This window comes from Streptomyces sp. SS7 (assembly GCF_037993025.1).
Lineage (GTDB): Bacteria > Actinomycetota > Actinomycetes > Streptomycetales > Streptomycetaceae > Streptomyces.
In genome coordinates this window covers 7109279-7130626 of sequence record NZ_CP141223.1, presented here as the reverse complement: position 1 = coordinate 7130626, position 21348 = coordinate 7109279, and the positions used below count along the sequence as shown (strand labels likewise).

Here is a 21348-nt window from a genome sequence, read left to right as displayed (position 1 = left end):
CAGGAAGCTCGCGACGTCCGGTGCGGTGCATCGCAAGGCGGAGCGTCGCCCGCGTACTGGATGTACTCGGGTGATGCGACAACGCGGCGAGGTGCCGTGCCGGGCGTCGCGAGCCGGCAAACCTTCCCGGTCACGGCACTAGGGGGACGCACTAGCAGGCCTCGCGCCACGCACCCAGCTCGTACTTCTTGCGCAGCGAACTCAGTCCCAGGCGCCGGGACTCGGCGCAGAAGGCGCCGGTCGGGAGTTCGTACTCGACGTGGAAGACCGCCTTGTCGGCCTCGGTGAACGGGGTCAGGTCCGCGCACTCGTCGTACTGCGCGCACTGCTCGTTGACCGCGAAGTCGAAGTCGTCGACGAGTGCGGGGATCTGGTCGAGGTCGTTCTTCAGGCCGACGGACAGGCCGCGTTCGTGGGCGAGGCGGGCGAGCAGCCGGTTGTAGCGGAGCTGGTCCGGCGCCTTCAGCGGGAATCCGGTGGTGTTCTTGTAGCCGTCCATGTTGTCCGGCTCGACCGCGTCGAAGCCCTTGTCCCGGCACATGTCGAGGCGCGCCGCCATCAGGGGTTCGAGGACGTCCACCGCGCGGATGTCGAGCCAGCGCTCGCCCTTCCAGCCGTTGCCCTCGCCGATCACCGCCTTGGGGAAGTCGCCCGCGTCCGGGCGCCAGTCCTCCCAGGCTCCGGTGGACAGGTAGCAGATGACCTTGCGGCCGTCCCGGTGCAGGGCGGCGACGGTCTCCTCGGAGTGGTCGAAGCCGTCGATGTCGTACACCGGCACGTCCACGGAGGTGTCCAGCCGGCCGCTGAGCTGCCACTGCCAGTCGGTGCCGGGCCGGGGCTGCCAGCGTTTCGCCGCGGACGCACCGCCGGTCGCCGGGCCGTCGCGGTCGTCGTCGCCGCCGTCGGAGACCGTCGTGCAGCCCGTGAGCAGCAGGAGCAGGGACGCGGTCGCGAGGAGGGATCGCGTGTTCATCGGTGGGCCGTCGCTCTTCCCAGGAGTGTGCGGACCAGCAGCGCCTGGACGGCGGCCGCCGTTGCGTACACCGTAAGGGCCACCGCGTGCGGGTCGGCGGGGCGGGTGAGCAGGGCGACGGTCTGGGCGAGGGCCGCGGCGCAGCAGACGGCGGCCGGGCCGCGGACCGCGCCGAAGGACTGGAGCAGCAGCCCGGTCCACAGCACGACGCCCAGCAGGAGCAGGTCCGCGACGCGTACGGCGGTGGGGGCGGGGGTGTCCGGCCACAGCGCGGTGGCGCCCAGTCCGAGGGCCAGGAGGACCAGCAGGTAGGCGGTGAGGCACTCGGCACCGGTGCGCAGGGTCGCCCGCCGGAAGGCGTGCGGGGTGCCCGTGGTGCGCAGTCCGGCGAGGCTGCCGCTGCGGAAGCGGTACAGCAGCCATTCTGCGGGGCCCATGCTGAGGGTGAGCGCCACGGCCGAGGGGGCGGCGAGCGCGCCGTGCTCCCGCCCCGCCAGGACGTCGCCGAGGGCCGCGTACAGGACGAGGGCGCCGCTGCCGAGGCCGAACAGGGCGTACGGCAGGGAGGCCGCCGCGGCGGGGGCGTCGGCCCCGGAGGCCGGCGCGCGTACGGCGGGCGCGACACAGAGCAGTCCGAGCAGCATCACCGCGGCCAGGGAACCCACCAGCAGGGTCAGGGCGATGACGTCGGGGACGGGGTGGGCGAGGGCCAGGAGGGCGCCCGCCGTGAGCGGGGTCAGGGCGGCCAGCAGGGCCCGTTCGCGGCCGAGGACGAGCAGGGTGGTGGAGGCGCCGAGGTAGCAGGACTGGCCGGCGGCGAAGACCACGGCCGCCCCGTCCGCGGGTCCGGCGAAGACCGGCGGGACCAGCGCGCCGAGCAGGGCGCCCACCGGGGCCCCGACGAGGAGGCAGCGCCGGGCGGCCGCGCGCTCGCCGAGTCCCAGCCAGGCGTACGCCCGGTGCGCCAGGCCCTGGTTCCAGGTCCAGCCGAACAGCGCGCCGGCCAGCAGCGGAACCGTGCCCGGCGGCAGGCCGAGGGCGCCGGGCGGGCCGGTGAGCAGCGGGGCGCCGAGGACGTACGCGAGGCCGGGCAGGGCGAAGAGGAGCCCGCGCAGGAGGCAGGCGGGCAGGCCGATCCGCCAGGGGTCGTGCGGGGGTGCGTCGGGTTCCGGGTGGTGGCGCGGGACGCGGGCGTAGAGCTCCTCGGCGAGTGCGAAGGAGTTGCGCACGCCGTAGCGTTCGCGGATCTGGTCGTCGGAGAGGCCGTCGGACTCCAGCACCGCGGCTATCTCGTCCGGGTGGACGGCGGCGGCCGCGCAGTCGCCGAGCTGTGCGGCGAGCCGGCCGACCGGGTCGGGGTCGGCCCAGGAGGGGGCCGCCGCGCTGCGCTGGCGGGGGACGAGCGGGTGTGCGGCCGTCTCGCGGCCGTCGGTCGCGCGGTTCACCAGCCCGTCCCGTCCGTGGCCACGGCCCGGTACCACGGGTCGCGCAGTTCCTCGGTCCAGTCGGCGACCGTCTCGACGGTGGGTTCGTAGACGTCCAGGCCCGCGAGTTCCTGGTAGATCGTGCGGAAGTGGTCGACCGAACGGCGGAGCGTGAACCGGTCGATGACCCGCTGACGGGCCGACTCCCCCAGTTTCAGGCGTCGTTCGTCGTCCTTGAGCAGGGTCAGGGCGGCTGCGGCGAGTTTCTCCGGCTCGCGCGGCGGGACGACCAGACCGGTGTCGCCGACGGCCTCGCGCACTCCGCCGACGTCCGTCGACACCGTCGTACGCCCGCAGGACATGGCCTCGATGAGGGAGAACGGGAAGCCCTCGGAGATCGAGGACAGCATCACGAGATGGCCGGCGGCGTAGGCGTGCGAGACGTCGGTGACCCGGCCCTCGAAGGTGAGGCCGTCGGTGACGCCGAGTTCGGCGGCGAGCTTGGCCAGCCCGGTCGCGTACGCCTCGCAGCCGGGGGACACCGGGCCGAACAGCCTCAGCCGGGTGTCGGGGAGCTCGGCGCGGACGGCGGCGTAGGCGTGCAGCAGGGTCTCCAGGTCCTTGATGGGGTCGATACGGCCGCACCAGGCCAGGGTGGGCACGTCGGGCTCGGGTCCGGCGTGCGGGAAGGCGTGCGGGTCGACGCCGTTGTAGACCGTGCGGATCTTCCGCGGGTCGGCACCGCCGCGCTCCTCCCAGCGGCGGTTGTACTGGTTGCAGGGCGTGATGAGGTCCGCCGCGCGGTAGCCGAGGGAGTTCAGGGCGCGGTGGAAGCCGAGCATGAAGGCCTTCACCGGCCAGCGCCGGGGTTCGCGGCGGCTGCCGAGGTAGCGCTCGCGCAGATAGATGCCGTGCTCGGTGAGGAGGAACGGCACGCCGTCGAAGTGGCGGGCGGCGAGGGCGGGCAGGGTGGCGAGGCCGCTGCTGACGGCGTGCGCGACCGAGTCGGCGGGGACCCGGAAACCCAGCGGGCGCAGGGCGTGTTCCAGCAGGTCCACGGCGGTGAGCGCGTCGTGCACGGTGGGGGCGGCGGCCGCGGTGGGCAGGTGCGGCATGGTCCATGTCACCAGCAGGGAGCGCAGCGCGGTCTCGGTGCGCAGGGCCGCGGTCAGCCGGCCCTCGCGGGCGAGTGCGGCCAGGTCGTAGAGGCTCTCACCGAAGTCGCAGGGCGAGGCGGGGTCGAGGATCGAGAGCAGCAGGCGTTCGAGGGCGTCGCCGAAACGGCGCAGGTCCCTGCCGTACGGCGGCCGTCTGCGGCCGGGGCGCGGGCCCCAGGTCGGCACGGAGCTGTGCCGGCGGACGTTGGGCGGCAGCTCCCAGGTCACGGGTTCACGGCCGCTGCCGGAGAGCGAGACGACGTGGAAGTCGACTTCCGGCATGCCCTTGACGAGTTGGTCGCACCAGGTGCTGACGCCTCCGTGGACGAGCGGGTAGGTGCCTTCGGTGAGCATGGTGACGCTTCGGCCTGTGCGCATGGCTGCGCCGCTTCCCTTGGTTGTGGTGCGGATGATGTGGGGAAACTGCGGACCGATGCCGGGTGCGGGTCTGTGGTGGCTGGTCGCGCAGTTCCCCGCGCCCCTGGGGCACGCGCTTCGCGCGCCCCAGGAGTGTCGGTCGTTACGGCAGCTTCAGCGTGACCGCGGTCTGGAGGCCGTTCGGCGTGGTCCAGTCCGAGCGGCGGCCGGCGTACGGGGTGCCGAAGACGGAGCTGCCGAGGAGCTGCTGCTTCTTCGTGCCCTCGGGTGCCGTGACCGGGATCTGGGTGCCGTTCGGCGCGGTGACGGTCACCGTGTTGCCGATGCGGTACGCGGTCACCTTGTTGGCGGCGACGGCGGCCTGCCAGGCGGCGCGGCGCTGGAGTTCGGTGCCGATGGCGCTCTGGCGGAGGTTCTCCACGGGGGTGTTGTCGGCGAACAGGGCCTTGTAGTCGGCGAGGACCTGGTCCATGACCGGGTAGAGCAGGCGGTCCTCGGCCAGGTTGGACTGGTGGGCGTAGTGCGGCCGCGGGTCGTTGCTGATGACGTGGCCCAGGTCGGTGCGGGCCTCCTGCGGGACGATGACGTCGTCGTAGCCGGTGGCCGTGTCCAGCGGCTGGGAGAGGCAGGTGGAGGAGGCGTTGCCCTCACAGACCCCGCTGCCGCCGTCGGCCCTGGAGGTGTAGATCCAGTTGTACTCGTCGGCCATCTCCGCCTTGGTGCCCGTGTTGTAGTACACGTTCATCGGGTAGCGCGGAACGGTCGACGCCTTCCCGACGGGACGCTGTTCGGGCTCGCGCGAGTTGTCGGACGCGATCCACTTGACGCCGTTGTCGGAGAGGGCGCCGGCGAGGTTGGGGTTGTCGTTCGGCTGCTGCGGCAGGGTCTTGAGGCCGGAGTGCTCGCCGGTGACCAGCTCGGTGCGGTCGACCGGCAGGCCCTTGGCCGCCGCCCAGTCGTTGTTGTCGCGGATCTGCGCGGAGATGTCGGCGCGGCTCATGTACTGCGTCGAGCCGTCGGCGTTCTTCGCGCAGCTCCACGGCACGGTGGAGGTGTCCTGCACACAGCCGAGGAACGGGTGGGTGTAGGTGTGGTTGATCCAGCGGTACTCGGCCTTGTCGGCGAGGAGCCGGTCGGCCATGGCGTCGGTGCCGCCGTTCTCGGTCTTCCACTCCTCCCCGGCCCCGGCGTTGTACACCATGTCCATGGTGAAACCGTGTTCGCGCTGCCACTGGGCGGCGTAGGCCGCGTCGGCGGCCGTCATCCGGATCGGGGTCTCGCTGTCGTCCCCGCCGCCGACGCAGTCGATGTCGCCGGGCGTGCAGTTGCGCGCGGCGTCCCAGCGGGCGTCGGGCGCGAACACGTCGTCGACGTGGACGGCGAAGTAGTTGCGGGCCTGGCCCAGATGGACGCCCTGGGTGAGCCACTCGACGATGCCGCGGGCGAGCAGCCGGAACTGCTGCTGGTACTGGTTGTAGGCGAACGTCACGACCAGCTCGCGGCGTCCGTCGTGGGCGTACTCGCCGACCAGGCTGCCGGTGCCGCCGCCACCGGGCAGCGGTGCGTCGACATAGCTGGTGTAGCCGGCCCTGGGCGCCGCCAGGTAGCCGTAACTCTCGCCGATCGTGGGCGAGTTGTCCTCGAAGGTGAAGCCGCCGTCGAGGTAGCCGAACCAGCCGGCCTTGCCGGCCGTGGTCACGGACGCCGCCCGCCCGTCGAGGGAACCGGAGTAGTTCGCGTACTCCAGGCCGACCTCGGGATGCGCCCAGGTGTAGGCGTCGACCTGCGGGATGCCGTACGTCCGCTCGTACGTCTCCAGCGCGGTCTGCTCGGCCGAACCGGCCCCGAACGGCGCCTCGTTGGGCAGTACGACGCCCTGGAACCGCGCCCTCGCGGTGCCGTTCACCGTGTCGGCCAGGAAGGCCGCGGTGATCGTCGGCCGGCTCGCGGAGTTCAGGTCGACGACGGTGTACGGGATGCCGGTGCTCTTCAGCTGGGCGGTGATGGCCTGTACGGGGGTGTCCCCGTTGTCCACGACCAGGACCCTCAGGTCGATCCGCGGCTCCCCTGCCGCGGTGGCGCCGGGTGCCGCCCCCAGACTCAGCGCCGTCAGCCCCGCGGCCGCCATGAAGGCGGCGGCGTTCTTGGCGTTTCTCCACATGTGCGCACGCTGCGCCATGGTGTGTCCTCCCCCAGAGATGGATCTCCGCGCGCGGGCAGCAGGCATGGCTGTGCCGATACGGCGAAGGATCCGTGGAAATCGTGCGAAACAGCGAAGTGATCTCTTCGCCGGAACCCGACGAGTGTGACCCACCTCATGGAGTGCCAGGATCCAGAAATGGCTACGACGCCACGGACAGGTGAACGCTCGCGTGCATGAGCGAATGCGCGGGCACGCGTAGGCTCGTTGCGGGGTTCGTCACGCCGGTTCGCCGCGCCGACGCGACGCGCCCCGGACCCGACCGCGCCTCCGGCCGAGATCAGACACCGTCTAGGGTCTGCTGCCGGGCCCGGTCGACCCACACATTCCGGCCACAGCAACTCCACATCGGAAGCGAGATTTCACCACCGTGACTGCTCTCACTCTCAGCACCGCCGCGGCGCCCGGCCTCCGGGCCGACGCGATCGTGATCGGTGTCGCCAAGGGCGTAAAGGGCCCGATCGTTGCCCCGGGCTCCGAGCCCGTCGACCAGGCCTACGACGGCCGCCTCGCCGGCGTGCTGGAAACCCTCGGCGCCACCGGCGCCGAGGGCGAGGTGACGAAGCTGCCGGCCCCGGCCGGCTTCAAGGCGCCGCTCGTGCTCGCGGTGGGGCTGGGCGCGGAGCCCGAGAAGGACGCCTCCTACGACGCCGAGGCGCTGCGCAGGGCGGCCGGCGTGGCCGCCCGCGCCCTGACCGGCTCCAAGAAGGCCGCCTTCGCCCTGCCCCTGACGGACGCCGCCGACCTCGGCGCGGTCGCCGAGGGCGTGGTGCTGGGCGCCTACTCCTTCGACGCCTACAAGCAGAACGGCGCCGACGCCGGGGCGAAGAACGCCAAGGCGCCGCTCGCCGAGGCCGCCCTGCTCGGCGGGAAGCCGCGCGACGCCGCCCACAAGGCCGCGCTCGCCCGCGCCACCGCCGTCGGCGAGGAGCTCAACCGGGCCCGCGACCTCATCAACATGCCGCCGAACGACCTCGACCCCGAGGCGTTCGCCACCCTGGCGCAGACCGCGGCCAAGGAGCACGGCATCAAGGTCCAGGTGCTCGACGAGAAGGCCCTGGCCAAGGGCGGCTACGGCGGCATCCTGGGCGTCGGCGGCGGCTCCGCCGCGGCTCCGCGCCTGGTCAAGCTGTCGTACACCTCCTCGAAGGCGGACAAGCACCTCGCCTTCGTCGGCAAGGGCATCACCTACGACTCGGGCGGCATCTCGCTGAAGCCGGCCGGTCACAACGAGACGATGAAGTGCGACATGAGCGGGGCGGCGGCGGTCTTCGCCGCCGTGATCGCCGCCGCGCGGCTCGGCCTCGAGGTCAACGTCACCGGCTGGCTCGCGCTGGCCGAGAACATGCCGTCCGGCACCGCCACCCGCCCGGGTGACGTGCTGCGCATGTACAGCGGCAAGACCGTGGAGGTGCTGAACACCGACGCGGAGGGCCGGCTGGTCCTCGCCGACGCGCTGTGGGCGGCGTCCCAGGAGAAGCCGGACGCGATCGTCGACGTGGCGACGCTGACCGGCGCGATGATGCTGGCGCTGGGCAGCCGGACGTTCGGTGTCATGGCCAACGACGACGCGTTCCGCACGGCGGTGTACGAGGCCGCCGAGGAGGTCGGCGAGCCGGCCTGGCCGATGCCGCTGCCGGAGCACCTGCGCAAGGGCATGGACTCCCCCACCGCCGACATCGCGAACATGGGTGAGCGGATGGGCGGCGGGCTGGTGGCCGGACTGTTCCTGCGGGAGTTCGTGGGCGAGGGGATCACCTGGGCGCACCTGGACATCGCCGGGCCCGCGTTCAACGAGGGCGGTCCCTTCGGGTACACGCCGAAGGGCGGCACCGGGACGGCCGTGCGGACGCTGGTGCGCCTCGCCGAACTGACCGCGGCGGGCGAGCTGGGCTGAGCCGGCCCGACAACCCGGCCCGTTCCGTCGCACAGCGACCACAGGGGCGCGGGGGGCTGGTCGCACAGTCCCCCGCGCCCCTTTTGGGCTGCTCATCTGAACGTGGGACGTCTCACACCCCGGCCCCGTGTCTCGTTGGCCTCCGACAAGTGCGAGGATGGGGCTCGGCAGGACAGGGCCCCCACCACAGGGCCGAAGAAAGAGCGGCCGGACACCAGCCGCCGGCGGTCAGCGACGACCGGCGCACGGCGCACATGCATGGAGGACGTGACGTGGCGAACGACGCCAGCACCGTTTTCGACCTAGTGATCCTCGGCGGTGGTAGTGGCGGTTACGCCGCGGCCCTGCGCGGGGCGCAGCTGGGCCTGGACGTCGCCCTGATCGAGAAGGACAAGGTCGGCGGCACCTGCCTGCACCGGGGTTGCATCCCCACCAAGGCCCTGCTGCACGCGGGCGAGATCGCCGACCAGGCGCGCGAGAGCGCGCAGTTCGGCGTCAAGGCCACGTTCGAGGGCATCGACATCGCCGGGGTCCACAAGTACAAGGACGGGGTCATCTCCGGCCTGTACAAGGGGCTCCAGGGGCTGGTCGCCTCCCGCAAGGTGACCTACATCGAGGGTGAGGGCCGGCTGTCCTCCCCCACCTCCGTCGACGTCAACGGACAGCGCATCCAGGGCCGTCACGTCCTGCTGGCGACCGGCTCCGTGCCGAAGTCGCTGCCGGGTCTGGACATCGACGGCAACCGGATCATCTCCTCCGACCACGCCCTCGTCCTGGACCGCGTGCCGCAGTCCGCGATCATCCTGGGCGGCGGCGTCATCGGCGTCGAGTTCGCCTCGGCGTGGAAGTCGTTCGGCGCGGACGTCACCGTCATCGAGGGTCTGAAGCACCTCGTCCCGGTCGAGGACGAGAACAGCTCCAAGCTGCTGGAGCGCGCCTTCCGCAAGCGCGGCATCAAGTTCAACCTGGGCACCTTCTTCTCGAAGGCCGAGTACACCGCCGACGGCGTCAAGGTGACCCTGGCCGACGGCAAGGAGTTCGAGGCCGAGATCCTGCTGGTCGCGGTCGGCCGCGGCCCGGTCTCCGCCGGTCTCGGCTACGAGGAGCAGGGCGTCGCGATGGACCGCGGCTATGTCCTGGTCGACGAGTACATGCGGACGAACGTCCCCACGATCTCCGCCGTAGGCGACCTCGTCCCGACGCTCCAGCTCGCGCATGTCGGCTTCGCCGAGGGCATCCTGGTGGCGGAGCGCCTGGCCGGTCTGAAGACCGTCCCGATCGACTACGACGGTGTCCCGCGGGTGACGTACTGCCACCCCGAGGTCGCCTCCGTGGGCATCACCGAGGCCAAGGCCAAGGAGATCTACGGCGCGGACAAGGTCGTCGCTCTGAAGTACAACCTGGCGGGCAACGGCAAGAGCAAGATCCTGAACACCGCGGGCGAGATCAAGCTCGTCCAGGTCAAGGACGGCGCCGTGGTCGGCGTGCACATGGTCGGCGACCGCATGGGCGAGCAGGTCGGCGAGGCCCAGCTGATCTACAACTGGGAGGCGCTGCCGGCCGAGGTCGCCCAGCTCATCCACGCCCACCCGACGCAGAACGAGGCGCTCGGCGAGGCCCACCTGGCCCTCGCGGGCAAGCCGCTGCACGCGCACGACTGACCCCTCGGTCGACGAAGCGACGACACAGACTTCCGCAACTCGTAAGGAGCAACCGAAACCATGGCGGTTTCCGTAACCCTTCCGGCGCTCGGCGAGAGCGTCACCGAGGGCACCGTCACCCGCTGGCTGAAGGCCGAGGGTGAGCGCGTAGAGGCCGACGAGCCGCTGCTCGAGGTCTCCACCGACAAGGTCGACACCGAGATCCCCGCGCCCGCCGCGGGCATCCTGGCGTCCATCAAGGTCGCCGAGGACGAGACCGTCGAGGTGGGCGCCGAGCTGGCGATCATCGACGACGGCACCGGCGCCCCGGCCGCCGCCCCGGCCCCGGCCGCCGAGCCGGTCGCCGCTCCGGCTCCCGAGCCGGCCCCGGCCGCCCAGCCCTCCACCGAGCAGGCCGCCCCCGCCCCGGCGCCCACGGCCGAGGCCACCGCCGGCGCCGGCTCCGCGCAGGGCACTGACGTGGTCCTGCCCGCGCTCGGCGAGTCCGTCACCGAGGGCACCGTCACCCGCTGGCTGAAGGAGGTCGGCGAGGAGGTCGCGGAGGACGAGCCCCTGCTCGAGGTCTCCACGGACAAGGTCGACACCGAGATCCCGGCGCCGGTCGCCGGTGTCCTGCTGGAGATCGTCGTCGGTGAGGACGAGACCGCCGAGGTCGGCGCCAAGCTCGCCGTCATCGGCGCCCCGGGCGCGGCTCCGGCCGCCGCTCCGGCCCCGGCCGCCCCGGCCCCGGCGCCCGCCGCCGCTGCCCCGGCCGCTCCCGCCGCCCCGGCCCCGGCTGCTCCGGCCGCCCCGGCCGCCCCCGCGCCGGTCCAGCCCGCGGCTCCGGCCCCCGCGCCGGCCGCCCCGGCCCCGGTCGCCCCGGCGCCCGTGGCGCCCGCGCCCGCCGCCGCCCAGCCCGCCGACGAGGGTGCCTACGTCACCCCGCTGGTGCGCAAGCTCGCCGCCGAGAACGGCGTCGACCTGGGCTCCGTCAAGGGCACCGGCGTCGGCGGTCGTATCCGCAAGCAGGACGTCATCGCCGCCGCCGAGGCCGCCAAGGCCGCCGCCGCCCCGGCTCCGGCCGCCGCCGCTCCGGTCGCCGCCAGGAAGGCCCCGGCGCTGGAGGCCTCGCCCCTGCGCGGCCAGACCGTCAAGATGCCCCGCATCCGCAAGGTCATCGGCGACAACATGGTCAAGGCGCTGCACGAGCAGGCGCAGCTGTCCTCGGTCGTCGAGGTGGACGTCACCCGTCTGATGCGCCTGCGCGCCCAGGCCAAGGACTCCTTCGCCGCGCGCGAGGGCGTCAAGCTCTCCCCGATGCCGTTCTTCGTGAAGGCGGCGGCCCAGGCGCTGAAGGCCCACCCGGTCATCAACGCCAAGATCAACGAGGCCGAGGGCACGATCACCTACTTCGACTCCGAGAACGTCGGGATCGCGGTGGACTCGGAGAAGGGCCTGATGACCCCGGTCATCAAGGGCGCCGGCGACCTCAACATCGCGGGTATCGCCAAGGCCACGGCCGACCTGGCCGGCAAGGTCCGCGGCAACAAGATCACCCCGGACGAGCTGTCCGGCGCGACCTTCACCATCTCCAACACCGGTTCGCGCGGCGCGCTCTTCGACACGATCATCGTGCCGCCGGGCCAGGTCGCGATCCTCGGCATCGGTGCCACGGTGAAGCGTCCGGCCGTCATCGAGACGGAGGAGGGCACGGTCATCGGCGTCCGCGACATGACGTACCTGACCCTGTCCTACGACCACCGTCTGGTCGACGGCGCCGACGCGGCCCGTTACCTGACCGCGGTCAAGTCGATCCTGGAGGCGGGCGAGTTCGAGGTCGAGCTCGGCCTCTGAACCACCTGATCACGCGGTACGGCGCCCCGCCCGGGCTCACCCGGGCGGGGCGCCGCTTTGTGGCGTACGGCGACGCCGGCCTCCCCGGGCGCGGGGAACCGCGCGACCGGCCGCACCCGGCCCGTACCCGCCCGACGACACCGCCTGCCACCCTCACAGGGCGCCCCCGGCAACCGTGTGCGCCATGTCTCACCTGCGTAAAAGCGCCGTCGCCCGCCTGACCGGCGGCGTGAACCGGCCGTATTGTCTAAACGTCAACGCCCCCGGGGCCCAAGGGCGGCCCCTGTCTAAGGAGCACTCATGACCGCGCCCGTCGTCCACTCGCTGCGCGAGCAGATCCGCGAGCACATCGTGGAGGGGATCGTCAGCGGGCGCTGGAAGCCGGGCGAGCGGATCGTGGAGCGGCGGATCGCCACCGAGCTGGAGGTCAGCCAGACGCCGGTGCGCGAGGCGCTGCGCGAGCTGGAGAGCCTGCGGCTGATCGAGTCCGCGCCGAACAAGGGCGTCCGGGTGCGCAACCTGACCGCGGCCGACCTGGAGGAGAGCTACCCGGTGCGGGCCGGTCTGGAGGCCATCGCCGCCGAGCTGGCGGCCCAGCGGCTGGCCGTGGACTGCTCGGCGCTGGAGCCGCACGTGGCCGCGCTCTACGAGGCCGACCGCAACGCCGACGGCACCGCCCAGGTCCGCCACACCGTCGGCTTCCACCGCGAGCTGGTCAGGGCCGCCGGCAACTCGGTGCTGCTGCACACCTGGGAGGGGCTGGGCATCGAGGTGTTCACCGCGCTGTCCATCCGCTGGCTGGGCACGGTCCAGCAGTCGTACGCGGAGGAGCACGAGGAGCTGGTGCAGGCGTTCCGCCGCCGGGACCCGAGGATCGCGGAGCTGGTGAAGGCGCACGTCCTCGGCTGCGCGCCGCGCGCCTAGTACCGCGGCACCAGGCACCGCGCCCCGTGCCTCGCGTCCGTTCCAGGGGAGCGTGCCCGCGCTCATGCGTGTCCCCACCTGCGGAAACGCCCGATATGAGCGGCACCGGGTGCCTGTCCGAAAGACACCCCGTGCCGACTTTCTCGTAATCGAGAGGTTTTTCCCTTCAACCCTTTGATCGATCATCGATCAGGGAGTTAGAGTCGCCGACGGGCTCCCACACGGGGCCCTCAGCCCTGTCCTGCCAAAGACCAAGGGCACCCCCGAACCCTTACCGATGAGGGAACCCCCTTCGACTGAGGAAGGCGGCGACATGACCGACCCCAACGCCATCCAGCCCAGCGAGCTCGACCAGCTCCCCGACCGGGACCCGGAGGAGACCGCCGAGTGGCAGGCCTCGCTGGACGCGGTCGCCAAGGCGGCCGGCCCGCACCGTGCCGCGTACCTGATGCGCCGCACGCTGGAGAGGGCGGAGGGCAACGGCATCGCGCTGCCGAAGCTCCTCGAGACCGACTACGTCAACACCATCCCCACCGCCGCCGAGCCCTCCGCGCCCGGTGACGAGGAGATGGAGCGGAAGATCACCGCGTGGAACCGCTGGAACGCGGCCGCCATGGTGACCCGCGGCTCGAAGTACGGCGTCGGCGGCCACATCGCCACCTTCGCCTCCGCGGCCTGGCTCTACGAGACCGGCTTCAACCACTTCTTCCGCGGCAAGGAGGCCGACGGGTCCGGCGACCAGCTCTACATCCAGGGCCACGCCTCCCCCGGCATCTACGCCCGCGCCTTCCTCGACGGCCGGCTCACCGAGTCCCACCTGGACAACTTCCGCCGCGAGGCCGGCGGCAACGGCCTGCCGTCCTACCCGCACCCGCGCCGGCTGCCCTGGCTGTGGGAGTTCCCGACCGTCTCGATGGGCCTCGGCCCGCTGTCGGCGATCTACCAGGCCCGGTTCAACCGGTACCTGACCAACCGCGGCATCAAGGACGTCTCCGCGTCCCACGTCTGGGCCTTCCTCGGCGACGGCGAGATGGACGAGCCGGAGTCGACCGCCGCACTCGCCCTCGCCTCCCGCGAGGGTCTGGACAACCTGACCTTCGTCATCAACTGCAACCTGCAGCGCCTCGACGGTCCGGTCCGCGCCAACTTCAAGATCGTGCAGGAGCTGGAGGCCCAGTTCCGCGGCGCCGGCTGGAACGTCGTCAAGACCCTGTGGGGCACGGCCTGGGACGAGCTGTTCCAGCTCGACACCACGGGTGCGCTCGTCCGCCGGCTGCGCGAGGTGCCGGACGCCCAGGTCCAGACGTACCAGACCCGCGACGCCGCCTACATCCGCCAGGACTTCTTCGGCAAGGACCCGGCGCTCGTCGAGATGGCCAGGCTGCTGTCCGACGACAAGATCCTCGAGTGCTTCCACCTCTCGCGCGGTGGCCACGAGGCGCGCAAGGTCTACGCCGCCTACCGGGCCGCCGTCGAGTTCAAGGGCGCGCCGACCGTGATCCTGGCGCAGACGGTCAAGGGCCACACCCTCGGCGAGGGCTTCGCGTCGAAGAACGCCAACCACCAGATGAAGAAGCTGACGGTGGACGAGTTCAAGGCGATGCGCGACCTGCTCGAACTGCCCATCAAGGACAGCGACTTCACCGACGGCGTGGTGCCCTACGGCCACCCGGGCGCCGACTCCCCCGAGGTCCGCTACCTCCAGGAGCGCCGCGCGGCCCTCGGCGGCCCCGCCCCGGCCCGCCGGGTGCACCCGCTGGCCCCGCTGCCCGCCCCGGCCGAGAAGGCGTTCGCCTCCTTCGACAAGGGCTCCGGCTCCCAGAACGTGGCCACCACCATGGCCTTCGTCCGCCTGATCAAGGACCTGGTCAGGGACAAGGAGACCGGGAAGCGCTGGGTGCCGATCGTCCCGGACGAGGCGCGCACCTTCGGCATGGAGTCGCTGTTCCCCTCGCTCGGCATCTACTCCCCCAAGGGGCAGACGTACGAGCCGGTCGACCGCGACCAGCTGATGTACTACAAGGAGGCCGAGAACGGCCAGATCCTCAACGAGGGGATCACCGAGGCCGGTTCGATGGCCGACTTCATCGCCGCGTCCACCGCGTACTCCACGCACGGCGAAGCGATGATCCCGTTCTACATCTTCTACTCGATGTTCGGCTGGCAGCGCACCGCCGACCAGATGTGGCAGCTCGGCGACCAGCTCGGCCGCGGCTTCCTCGTCGGCGCCACCGCGGGCCGTACGACGCTGACGGGCGAGGGTCTCCAGCACGCCGACGGCCACTCCCCGGTCATCGCCGCGACCAACCCCGCCGCGCTGACGTACGACCCGGCGTTCGCGTACGAGATCGCCGTGATCGTCAAGGACGGACTGCGCCGGATGTACGGCGAGGCCGCCCCGGGCGAGGACCCGAACGTCTTCTACTACCTGACGGTCTACAACGAGCCGCTGCCGCAGCCCGCGAAGCCGGCCGGCCCCGGTGTCGACGAGGGTGTCCTCAAGGGTCTGTACCGCTTCAACACGGCGGAGTCGGCGGGCCTGTCCCCGGTGGCGAACGCCCCGCGCATCCAGCTGCTCGGCTCCGGCACGGCGATCCACTGGGCTCTGCAGGCGCAGAAGCTGCTCGCCGAGGAGTGGGGCGTGGCCGCCGACGTGTGGTCCGCGACCTCCTGGTCCGAGCTGCGCCGGGACGCCCTGGAGGCCGACGCGGCGCTGCTGCGCGGCGAGGAGCGCATCCCCTACCTCCGCCGGGCGCTGCAGGGTGCCGAGGGCCCGGTGCTCGCGGTCTCCGACTACATGCGCCAGGTCCCGGACCAGATCGCGCAGTGGGTGGAGCAGGACTGGTCCTCGCTGGGCGCGGACGGCTTCGGCCTCTCCGACACCCGTGAGGGCGCCCGCCGCCACTTCGGCGTGGACGCCCAGTCGGTGGTCGTCGCGGCCCTGGCCCAGCTCGCCCGGCGCGGCGAGGTCAAGGCCACCGCGGTGAAGGAGGCGCGCGAGCGCTACGGCCTGTAGCAGCCGGCGGCCGTCGTAGGTCACGGTTTAGGGAAGGGGTGTGCGGCGACCGCCGTACGCCCCTTCCCGGTGCGCGGGCCCCGGCATCATGACCGTATGCGCGCTGCCCGCCTCATCAAGATGGTGCTGCTCCTGCAATCCCGCCCCGCCATGACCGGCGCCGAGCTGGCGCGGGAGCTCGAGGTGTCCGAGCGGACCGTCACCCGGGACGCGCAGGCGCTGTCGGAGGCGGGCGTCCCGGTGTACGCGGAGCGGGGGCGGGCCGGCGGCTACCGGCTGGTCGGCGGGTACCGGACGGGGCTGACCGGGCTGGCCCGCAGTGAGGCGGAGGCGCTGTTCCTGAGCGGGGTGCCGGGGGCGCTGCGGGAGATGGGGCTGGAGGACGCGGCGTCGGCGGCCCGGCTGAAGGTGTCCGCGGCGCTGCTGCCCTCGTTGCGGGACGCCCCGAAGGCGGCGGCGCAGCGGTTCCATCTGGACGCGCCCGCGTGGTTCCGGGAGCCGGAGACCCCCGGGGCGCTGGCGGTGCTCGCGGAGGCGGTGTGGGACGACCGGTGTGTGCGGGCGCGCTACCGGCGCGGGGAGGGCGAGGTCGAGCGGGAGCTGGAGCCGTACGGGCTCGTCCTGAAGGCGGGGGTCTGGTACCTGTGCGCGCGGGTGTGCGGGAGCTTCCGGACGTACCGGATCGACCGGTTCGTCGGGGTGGAGGAGCTGAAGGATCGTTTCGTCCGGGACGAGGACTTCGATCTGCCGGGGTTCTGGGGCGAGCAGGCGGAGCGGTTCGCGCGCTCGATCCTGCGCGCCGAGGTCGTCGTACGGCTGTCGGAGGCCGGGCTGCGCGCGCTGCCGCACGCCGTGGATCCGGTGGCCGCCCGGGACGCGCTGGCGGCGGCCGGGGAACCCGACGCCCGGGGCTGGGTGACGCTGACCCTGCGGGTGGAGTCGGAAGACGTGGCGCACAGCCAGCTCACCGGGCTCGGCGCCGAGGCCGAGGTGGTCTCCCCCGAGTCCCTGCGGCGGCGGTTCGCCGAGGAGGCGGGTCGACTGGCGGAGTTGTACCGGCGGGCGTGACAATCCCCGGCACTCCGGGTGCGCCGCACCCCCGCAGGCACGATGCTTGGACCCGTGATGGACGAGTTGGAGTTCTGGGAGCTGGTGGACACCTCCCGTACGGCCGCGGACGGCGACCCCGAGGAGCAGGCCGACCTGCTCGTGGAGCGGCTGATCCGGCTGGACCCGGAGTCCGTGCTCGACTTCGCCCGGCACTTCGAGTCCCGCTACAACCGCGCCTACACCTGGGACCTGTGGGGCGCCGCGTGGGTGCTGCTCGACGGCGCGAGCGACGACGCCTTCGACTTCTTCCGGTGCTGGCTGATCGGGCAGGGCCGGGAGACCTTCGAGGGCGCGGTGCACGATCCGGACGCGCTGGCGGAGCTGCTGGAGGAGTTCGACGAGGAGATCGACGGGGACGGGGAGGAGCTCGGGTACGCGGCCGACGAGGCCTACGAGCAGCTCACCGGGACCGTCGCCCCGGACCTCGGCCTCGAGCCCGCGCCGTCCGAACCCGAGGGCACGCCCGTCGACTTCGAGAACGAGGGGGCGCTCGCCGAGCGCTTTCCCCGGCTGTGGGCCCGCTTCAAGGAGTGAGTGCCGGCGGGGTTCAGAGGGCGCTCCTGCGGCGGGTGCTGTCCGTCGGCAGGTACGCCTGCGTCGGGTCGTCGGCGCGCACCGCGTGGTGCAGCGGGGCCTTGTTGGCCTGTTCGAGGGCGGACGCGGTGACGGCCGCCGGGCCGAGGACCACCGCGGTGACGGCGCACAGGACCGCCCATGGGCCGCGGGCCGTCCGGGGCCGGCCGGTGGTGGGCCGGCCGGTGGTGGGCCGGCCGGTGGTGGTGCGCTCGCTCGTGTGACTGCTGTTCATCGTCCCCGCCTCCGGTCGTTCTCCGTGGTGTCGTCCATGACGTTAAGGGGCGGGAATGGGAGGACTCTGAAGGCTGCCTGAGGTGTTCCTGTGAGTGTCTCCGAGGGTGCGGTGACGGGCCCCCGGCCCTGGAGCCGGGCGGCCGTGGCGCGGATCTCGGGAAGGCGGGCGCTGAGGGCGGCGCCGGGACAGCTCGTCATGTAGCCGTCGTCGTGGCCGGCCAGCGCGGGCAGGGTCGCGGTGGTGCCGGCGGCGTACCGGCTGAGGCTGTTGCTGGAGGTGAGGCGGGCCATGGCGCGCGGGTCGACGTCGGCGAGGCCGAGCTTCCAGGCGGTCAGCGCGGCGATCGCGTCGACCATGGGCTGCGGGACGGGCACCCCTGCGGTGAACGTGCCGAGGGCGGCGATCCCCGCGGTGCGGTGGTTGAAGCCCTGGGTGTGGGCGCCGGTGACGGGGCGGTCGACCCCGCCCGCGCGGCCCTCGTAGATGGTGCCGCAGCGGTCGACGAGGAAGTTGTAGCCGATGTCGTCCCAGTCGCGGGCGCCGGTCTGGCCCGTGTACAGGTAGCGGATGATGCGGGGCGCGTCGGCGCAGTCGTAGCCGTTGGGCGAGTCGGTGTGGTGGACGAAGACGGCGACGACCTTGTCGTCGTAGCGCGGCGGCGGCTGCCGGCGCAGGGTGCGGGCGTCCAGCCACACGGTGCGGGGCACGATCGGCGGCCGGACCGCGGTGTGCGGGCGCGCCGCCGGGCTGCGGGCCGGGGTGGGCAGCCCGGCGCGGGCAGCCGGCCGGGCCGTGACGAGGTGGTCGGCGCCGCCCGTGCACAGCACCAGGGCGGTGACGGCGGCGAACCCCGGCAGACAGCCCAGCAGCGCGAGGAGCGACCCCGGTATCCGCGCCGGGCGCCGTCCTCGTCGCGTTCCCCGGCTCCCGCGCGGGGCCGGTCGAAGGGCGCACATGGACCCACTGTCGGCCGGTTCCGTCCCGCCCGCGATGTGTGCTGTGCCACCTGGTGGAACCATCGTCCCCGTCCACGGCGTTCTCCGGGGTGCACGCACGCGGGGCCGATCGTGTTCAGCCATGCGCGCGTGCGGCTGATCACTGGGCCCGTCCCCCGCGTACTGAAGGGTCCTAGAGAAAGGCGGCCCCGTGGACCTGCTCGACATCCTGCTGGCGTTGGTGATCCTCGCCTACGCCGGCTCCGGCTACCGGCGCGGCCTGGTGGCGGGCTGTGTCTCGCTCGCCGGGTTCGTGGGCGGCGCGGTGGTCGGTGTGTGGGTGCTGCCCTGGGTGATGGGGCTGGTGACGCCGGGGACCACGGCGGCGACGGTGGCGGCGGTGTTCACGGTCCTGGTGCCGGCGGCGTTCGGGCACGAGCTGGCGGGGCGGCTGGCGCTGCGGCTGCGGCGCGAGCTGGACCGGGGGCCGCTGCGGGTGGCGGACGGGATCGGCGGGGCCGTGGCGAACGCGGTGGCGGTGCTGATCGTGGCCTGGGTGGCGGCGAGCGTGCTGGGCGCCTCGCCCTCCTCACCGGTGGTGACGTCGGCGATCCGGGACTCCAAGCTGCTGGGCGCGGTGCAGGACGCCATGCCGGACACCACCCCGGCGTGGTTCTCCAACGCCACCTCCGCGCTCACCCAGGCGGGCTTCCCGCAGGTCTTCAACCCCTTCGAGAACGAGTCGACGGCCGAGGTGGCCAAGCCCAGCGGCGACAGCGTGACGGCGAGGGCGACCGACGCGGCGAAGCTGAGCACGGTGAAGATCGAGGGGTCCTCGGGCGACCAGGGCCGTGAGGGCAGCGGGTTCGTGTACGCGCCCGAGCATGTGATGACCAACGCGCACGTGGTGGCCGGTATCGACCACCCGAGCGTGCGGGTGGGCGGGGTGGGGTCCTCGTACGACGCGACGGTGGTGCTCTTCGACCCGGACAAGGACGTGGCCGTGCTGTACGTGCCGCAGCTGCGCGCCCCCGTGCTGCGTTTCGACGACTCCGCGGAGCGCGGCGACGAGGCGGTCGTGGCGGGTTATCCGCAGGACGGCGACCTCAACCTCCAGGCGGCGACGGTCGCGCACCGGGTGAAGGCGACCGGCCGGAACATCTACAACGACTCGACCGTGACCCGTGAGATCTACTCGATCCGCTCGACGGTCCGCCCCGGCAACTCCGGCGGCCCGCTGCTGACCACGGACGGCGAGGTGTACGGGGTGGTCTTCGCGCGGTCCACGTCCGACAAGGAGACGGGGTACGTGCTGACGGCGGCGGAGGTCTCCGCCGACGCGGCGAAGGCGGCGAAGGCCACGGCCGCGGTGGACACGGGTGAGCTGACGAGCTGACGGCCCCTCCCCTCGGAACGTCACACCCGGCGGCCCATCAGGACGTCGTCCACGTACTCGCCCGCCAGGAACATCTCCTCCGGCAGGACGCCCTCGACCTCGAAGCCCTCGGAGGCGTAGAGCTTTCGGGCCGGGGTGTTGTGGCCGAGGACGCGCAGGGTGATGCGGCGGGCGCCGACGCGGCGGGTCTCCTCGACGGCCGCGCGGACCAGGGCCCGGCCGACGCCCCGGCCGCGGGCCTCGTCGGCCACGGCGAGGCCCTGTATCTGCCGTACGTGCGCGGTGGCGGCCAGCGAGGTGGGCGGCACCAGGCGGATGTAGCCGAGGACGTCGCCGCCGAGTTCGGCGACGAGGTGGTCCTCGGGCAGGTGGCGCTCGTCGAAGAAGGCGGCGTCGGGCGCGCGCCGCGGCGAGACGGAGTGCAGATGCGACCAGGTGGCGTGGTCGAGCCGGGCGAGCGCGGGGCCGTCGGCGGGGCGGGCGGGCCGGATGCGGAGGGCGGGAGTGTCGGACATGGCGTCACCCTAGGCCGCGCGGGGCGGGGACCGACGGGGGTTTTACGCAGCCGCCCGGCAGGATGAGTCCATGCAGAAGGAACGTGTGCGAATCGCGGTGGCCGGCGCGTCCGGTCTCATCGGCAGCGCCCTGGTGCGGTCCCTGACGGCCGACGGGCACGAGGTGGTCCGGCTGGTGCGGCACGCGCCCCGGGGCGCGGACGAGGTGCGCTGGGACCCCGAGCGGGGGCAGGTGGACGCGGCGGGGCTCACCGGGTGCGCGGCCGTGGTCAACCTGGCGGGAGCCGGGGTCGGGGACCGGCGGTGGACGGAGGACTACAAGCGGCGCATCCACGACAGCCGGGTGCACGCCACGGCGGGTCTCGCGCGGGCGATCGCCTCGCTCGACGAGCCGCCGCGGGTGTTCGTCAACGGCAGCGCGACGGGCATCTACGGCGAGACGGGCGAGCGGGTCGTCGACGAGGACTCCCCCGCCGGCACGGGCTTCCTGCCGGAGCTGTGCGTGGAGTGGGAGGCCGCGGCGGCGCCCGCCGGGCGGGCGGGGGTACGGACCGTGTTCCCCCGGACCGGGCTGGTCGTGGCGCGCGGCGGCGGGGCCTGGGCGAAGCTGTTCCCGCTGTTCCGGGCGGGCCTCGGCGGGCGGATGGGCGACGGCCGGCAGTACTGGTCGTTCATCGCGCTGCACGACGAGGTCGCGGCGATCCGGTACCTGCTGGACCGTGACGACCTGTCGGGGCCGTTCAACCTGACCGCTCCCGAGCCGCTGACGAACCGTGAGATCACCGAGGCGATGGGGCGGGTGCTGCGGCGGCCGACGCTGTTCCCGGTGCCGGCGCCGGTGCTGCGCACGGTGCTCGGCGAGATGGCCGGGGACGTCCTGGGCAGCGCACGGGTGGTGCCGAAGCGGCTGCTGGAGTCCGGGTTCACCTTCGCGTTCCCGGGGATCGAGGACGCCGTGCGGGCGGCGTGAGAGGGCGCGTACGGCGGTGTGCGACCGGACGTGCCCACCCGCGGCGACCGTATGCGACCGTCGTGCGACCGTGCCCTGTCGATGCGCGACTGCCCCTGACCGTTCCGGGCCCTAACCTCGATCCGAACTCGGGCATCCCGGAAGCCAG

At 72.8% G+C, this 21348-nt stretch carries 16 protein-coding genes; 9 read left to right on the top strand and 7 right to left on the bottom strand.

From position 1 onward, the window contains the following. Window positions 1-151: 151 nt before the first annotated feature. From U5640_RS32725 to U5640_RS32710, 4 genes are all read right to left on the bottom strand, one after another. Window positions 152-973, bottom strand: coding sequence for an endo alpha-1,4 polygalactosaminidase (locus tag U5640_RS32725; RefSeq protein ID WP_340380534.1), 822 nt, complete (start codon window positions 971-973; stop codon window positions 152-154). Then, window positions 970-2418: a hypothetical protein gene (locus U5640_RS32720; protein ID WP_340380532.1), complete on the bottom strand. Its 1449-nt coding sequence runs from the start codon at window positions 2416-2418 to the stop codon at window positions 970-972. The genes U5640_RS32725 and U5640_RS32720 overlap by 4 nt, the downstream gene beginning before the upstream one ends. After that, the gene (pelF, locus tag U5640_RS32715) at window positions 2415-3932 is read right to left on the bottom strand and encodes a GT4 family glycosyltransferase PelF (RefSeq protein ID WP_340380530.1); all 1518 of its coding nucleotides are present in this window, start codon (window positions 3930-3932) and stop codon (window positions 2415-2417) included. Before pelF ends, U5640_RS32720 begins: the two co-directional genes overlap by 4 nt. Window positions 3933-4074: 142 nt before the next feature. Then, a complete protein-coding gene (locus U5640_RS32710; RefSeq protein ID WP_340380528.1) occupies window positions 4075-6111 on the bottom strand; it encodes a hypothetical protein in 2037 nt (678 codons plus the stop codon). Window positions 6112-6502: 391 nt separating this feature from the next. On the opposite strand from U5640_RS32710, the gene U5640_RS32705 reads away from it, so the two are divergent. The 7 genes from U5640_RS32705 to U5640_RS32675 all read left to right on the top strand — a co-directional run bounded on the left by U5640_RS32705 (window position 6503) and on the right by U5640_RS32675 (window position 17107). Then, window positions 6503-8029, top strand: a complete 1527-nt coding sequence (locus U5640_RS32705; protein WP_340380527.1) for a leucyl aminopeptidase — start codon at window positions 6503-6505, stop codon at window positions 8027-8029. Window positions 8030-8301: 272 nt separating this feature from the next. Next, window positions 8302-9690: a dihydrolipoyl dehydrogenase gene (gene lpdA, locus U5640_RS32700; protein ID WP_340380525.1), complete on the top strand. Its 1389-nt coding sequence runs from the start codon at window positions 8302-8304 to the stop codon at window positions 9688-9690. A gap of 60 nt (window positions 9691-9750) precedes the next feature. Further along, window positions 9751-11523, top strand: a complete 1773-nt coding sequence (gene sucB, locus U5640_RS32695; RefSeq protein WP_340380523.1) for a 2-oxoglutarate dehydrogenase, E2 component, dihydrolipoamide succinyltransferase — start codon at window positions 9751-9753, stop codon at window positions 11521-11523. A gap of 300 nt (window positions 11524-11823) precedes the next feature. Then, window positions 11824-12447, top strand: a complete 624-nt coding sequence (locus U5640_RS32690; RefSeq protein WP_340380521.1) for a GntR family transcriptional regulator — start codon at window positions 11824-11826, stop codon at window positions 12445-12447. Between the two features lie 313 nt (window positions 12448-12760). Then, window positions 12761-15463, top strand: coding sequence for a pyruvate dehydrogenase (acetyl-transferring), homodimeric type (gene aceE / locus U5640_RS32685; protein ID WP_340380519.1), 2703 nt, complete (start codon window positions 12761-12763; stop codon window positions 15461-15463). A 96-nt stretch (window positions 15464-15559) separates the two neighbouring features. After that, window positions 15560-16531, top strand: a complete 972-nt coding sequence (locus tag U5640_RS32680; RefSeq protein WP_340380517.1) for a WYL domain-containing protein — start codon at window positions 15560-15562, stop codon at window positions 16529-16531. 54 nt (window positions 16532-16585) lie between these two features. Continuing rightward, a complete protein-coding gene (locus U5640_RS32675) occupies window positions 16586-17107 on the top strand; it encodes a DUF4240 domain-containing protein (protein WP_340380515.1) in 522 nt (173 codons plus the stop codon). A 13-nt stretch (window positions 17108-17120) separates the two neighbouring features. Here the strand turns inward: U5640_RS32675 and U5640_RS32670 are convergent, their stop codons facing one another. Both U5640_RS32670 and U5640_RS32665 read right to left on the bottom strand, forming a co-directional pair. Continuing rightward, the gene (locus U5640_RS32670; RefSeq protein ID WP_340380513.1) at window positions 17121-17381 is read right to left on the bottom strand and encodes a hypothetical protein; all 261 of its coding nucleotides are present in this window, start codon (window positions 17379-17381) and stop codon (window positions 17121-17123) included. Continuing rightward, window positions 17378-18463 carry a peptidoglycan recognition protein gene (locus U5640_RS32665; RefSeq protein ID WP_340380511.1) on the bottom strand — a complete coding sequence of 362 codons (1086 nt, stop codon included), beginning with the start codon at window positions 18461-18463 and terminating at the stop codon, window positions 17378-17380. Before U5640_RS32665 ends, U5640_RS32670 begins: the two co-directional genes overlap by 4 nt. Before the next feature lie 67 nt (window positions 18464-18530). Here U5640_RS32665 and U5640_RS32660 point away from each other — a divergent pair, with 67 nt between their 5' ends. Continuing rightward, window positions 18531-19715 carry a MarP family serine protease gene (locus U5640_RS32660; RefSeq protein ID WP_340380509.1) on the top strand — a complete coding sequence of 395 codons (1185 nt, stop codon included), beginning with the start codon at window positions 18531-18533 and terminating at the stop codon, window positions 19713-19715. Between the two features lie 20 nt (window positions 19716-19735). On the opposite strand, the gene U5640_RS32655 is transcribed toward U5640_RS32660, so the two are convergent. Continuing rightward, window positions 19736-20230 (bottom strand): GNAT family N-acetyltransferase, encoded by a 495-nt coding sequence (locus U5640_RS32655; protein WP_340380507.1) that lies wholly within the window; start codon window positions 20228-20230, stop codon window positions 19736-19738. Window positions 20231-20300: 70 nt separating this feature from the next. On the opposite strand from U5640_RS32655, the gene U5640_RS32650 reads away from it, so the two are divergent. After that, a complete protein-coding gene (locus tag U5640_RS32650) occupies window positions 20301-21200 on the top strand; it encodes a TIGR01777 family oxidoreductase (protein ID WP_340380505.1) in 900 nt (299 codons plus the stop codon). Window positions 21201-21348 lie beyond the last annotated feature (148 nt).

What these genes read in the sequence shown, in the direction of transcription:
- U5640_RS32650 (WP_340380505.1), top strand. Translation starts at nt 20,301, where the DNA reads ATGCAGAAGGAACGTGTGCGAATCGCGGTGGCCGGCGCGTCCGGTCTC.
- sucB (WP_340380523.1), top strand. Translation starts at nt 9,751, where the DNA reads ATGGCGGTTTCCGTAACCCTTCCGGCGCTCGGCGAGAGCGTCACCGAG.
- U5640_RS32665 (WP_340380511.1), bottom strand. Translation starts at nt 18,463, where the DNA reads ATGGCTGAACACGATCGGCCCCGCGTGCGTGCACCCCGGAGAACGCCG.
- U5640_RS32725 (WP_340380534.1), bottom strand. Translation starts at nt 973, where the DNA reads ATGAACACGCGATCCCTCCTCGCGACCGCGTCCCTGCTCCTGCTGCTC.
- pelF (WP_340380530.1), bottom strand. Translation starts at nt 3,932, where the DNA reads ATGCGCACAGGCCGAAGCGTCACCATGCTCACCGAAGGCACCTACCCG.
- U5640_RS32655 (WP_340380507.1), bottom strand. Translation starts at nt 20,230, where the DNA reads ATGTCCGACACTCCCGCCCTCCGCATCCGGCCCGCCCGCCCCGCCGAC.
- U5640_RS32670 (WP_340380513.1), bottom strand. Translation starts at nt 17,381, where the DNA reads ATGAACAGCAGTCACACGAGCGAGCGCACCACCACCGGCCGGCCCACC.
- aceE (WP_340380519.1), top strand. Translation starts at nt 12,761, where the DNA reads ATGACCGACCCCAACGCCATCCAGCCCAGCGAGCTCGACCAGCTCCCC.
- U5640_RS32680 (WP_340380517.1), top strand. Translation starts at nt 15,560, where the DNA reads ATGCGCGCTGCCCGCCTCATCAAGATGGTGCTGCTCCTGCAATCCCGC.
- U5640_RS32690 (WP_340380521.1), top strand. Translation starts at nt 11,824, where the DNA reads ATGACCGCGCCCGTCGTCCACTCGCTGCGCGAGCAGATCCGCGAGCAC.
- U5640_RS32710 (WP_340380528.1), bottom strand. Translation starts at nt 6,111, where the DNA reads ATGGCGCAGCGTGCGCACATGTGGAGAAACGCCAAGAACGCCGCCGCC.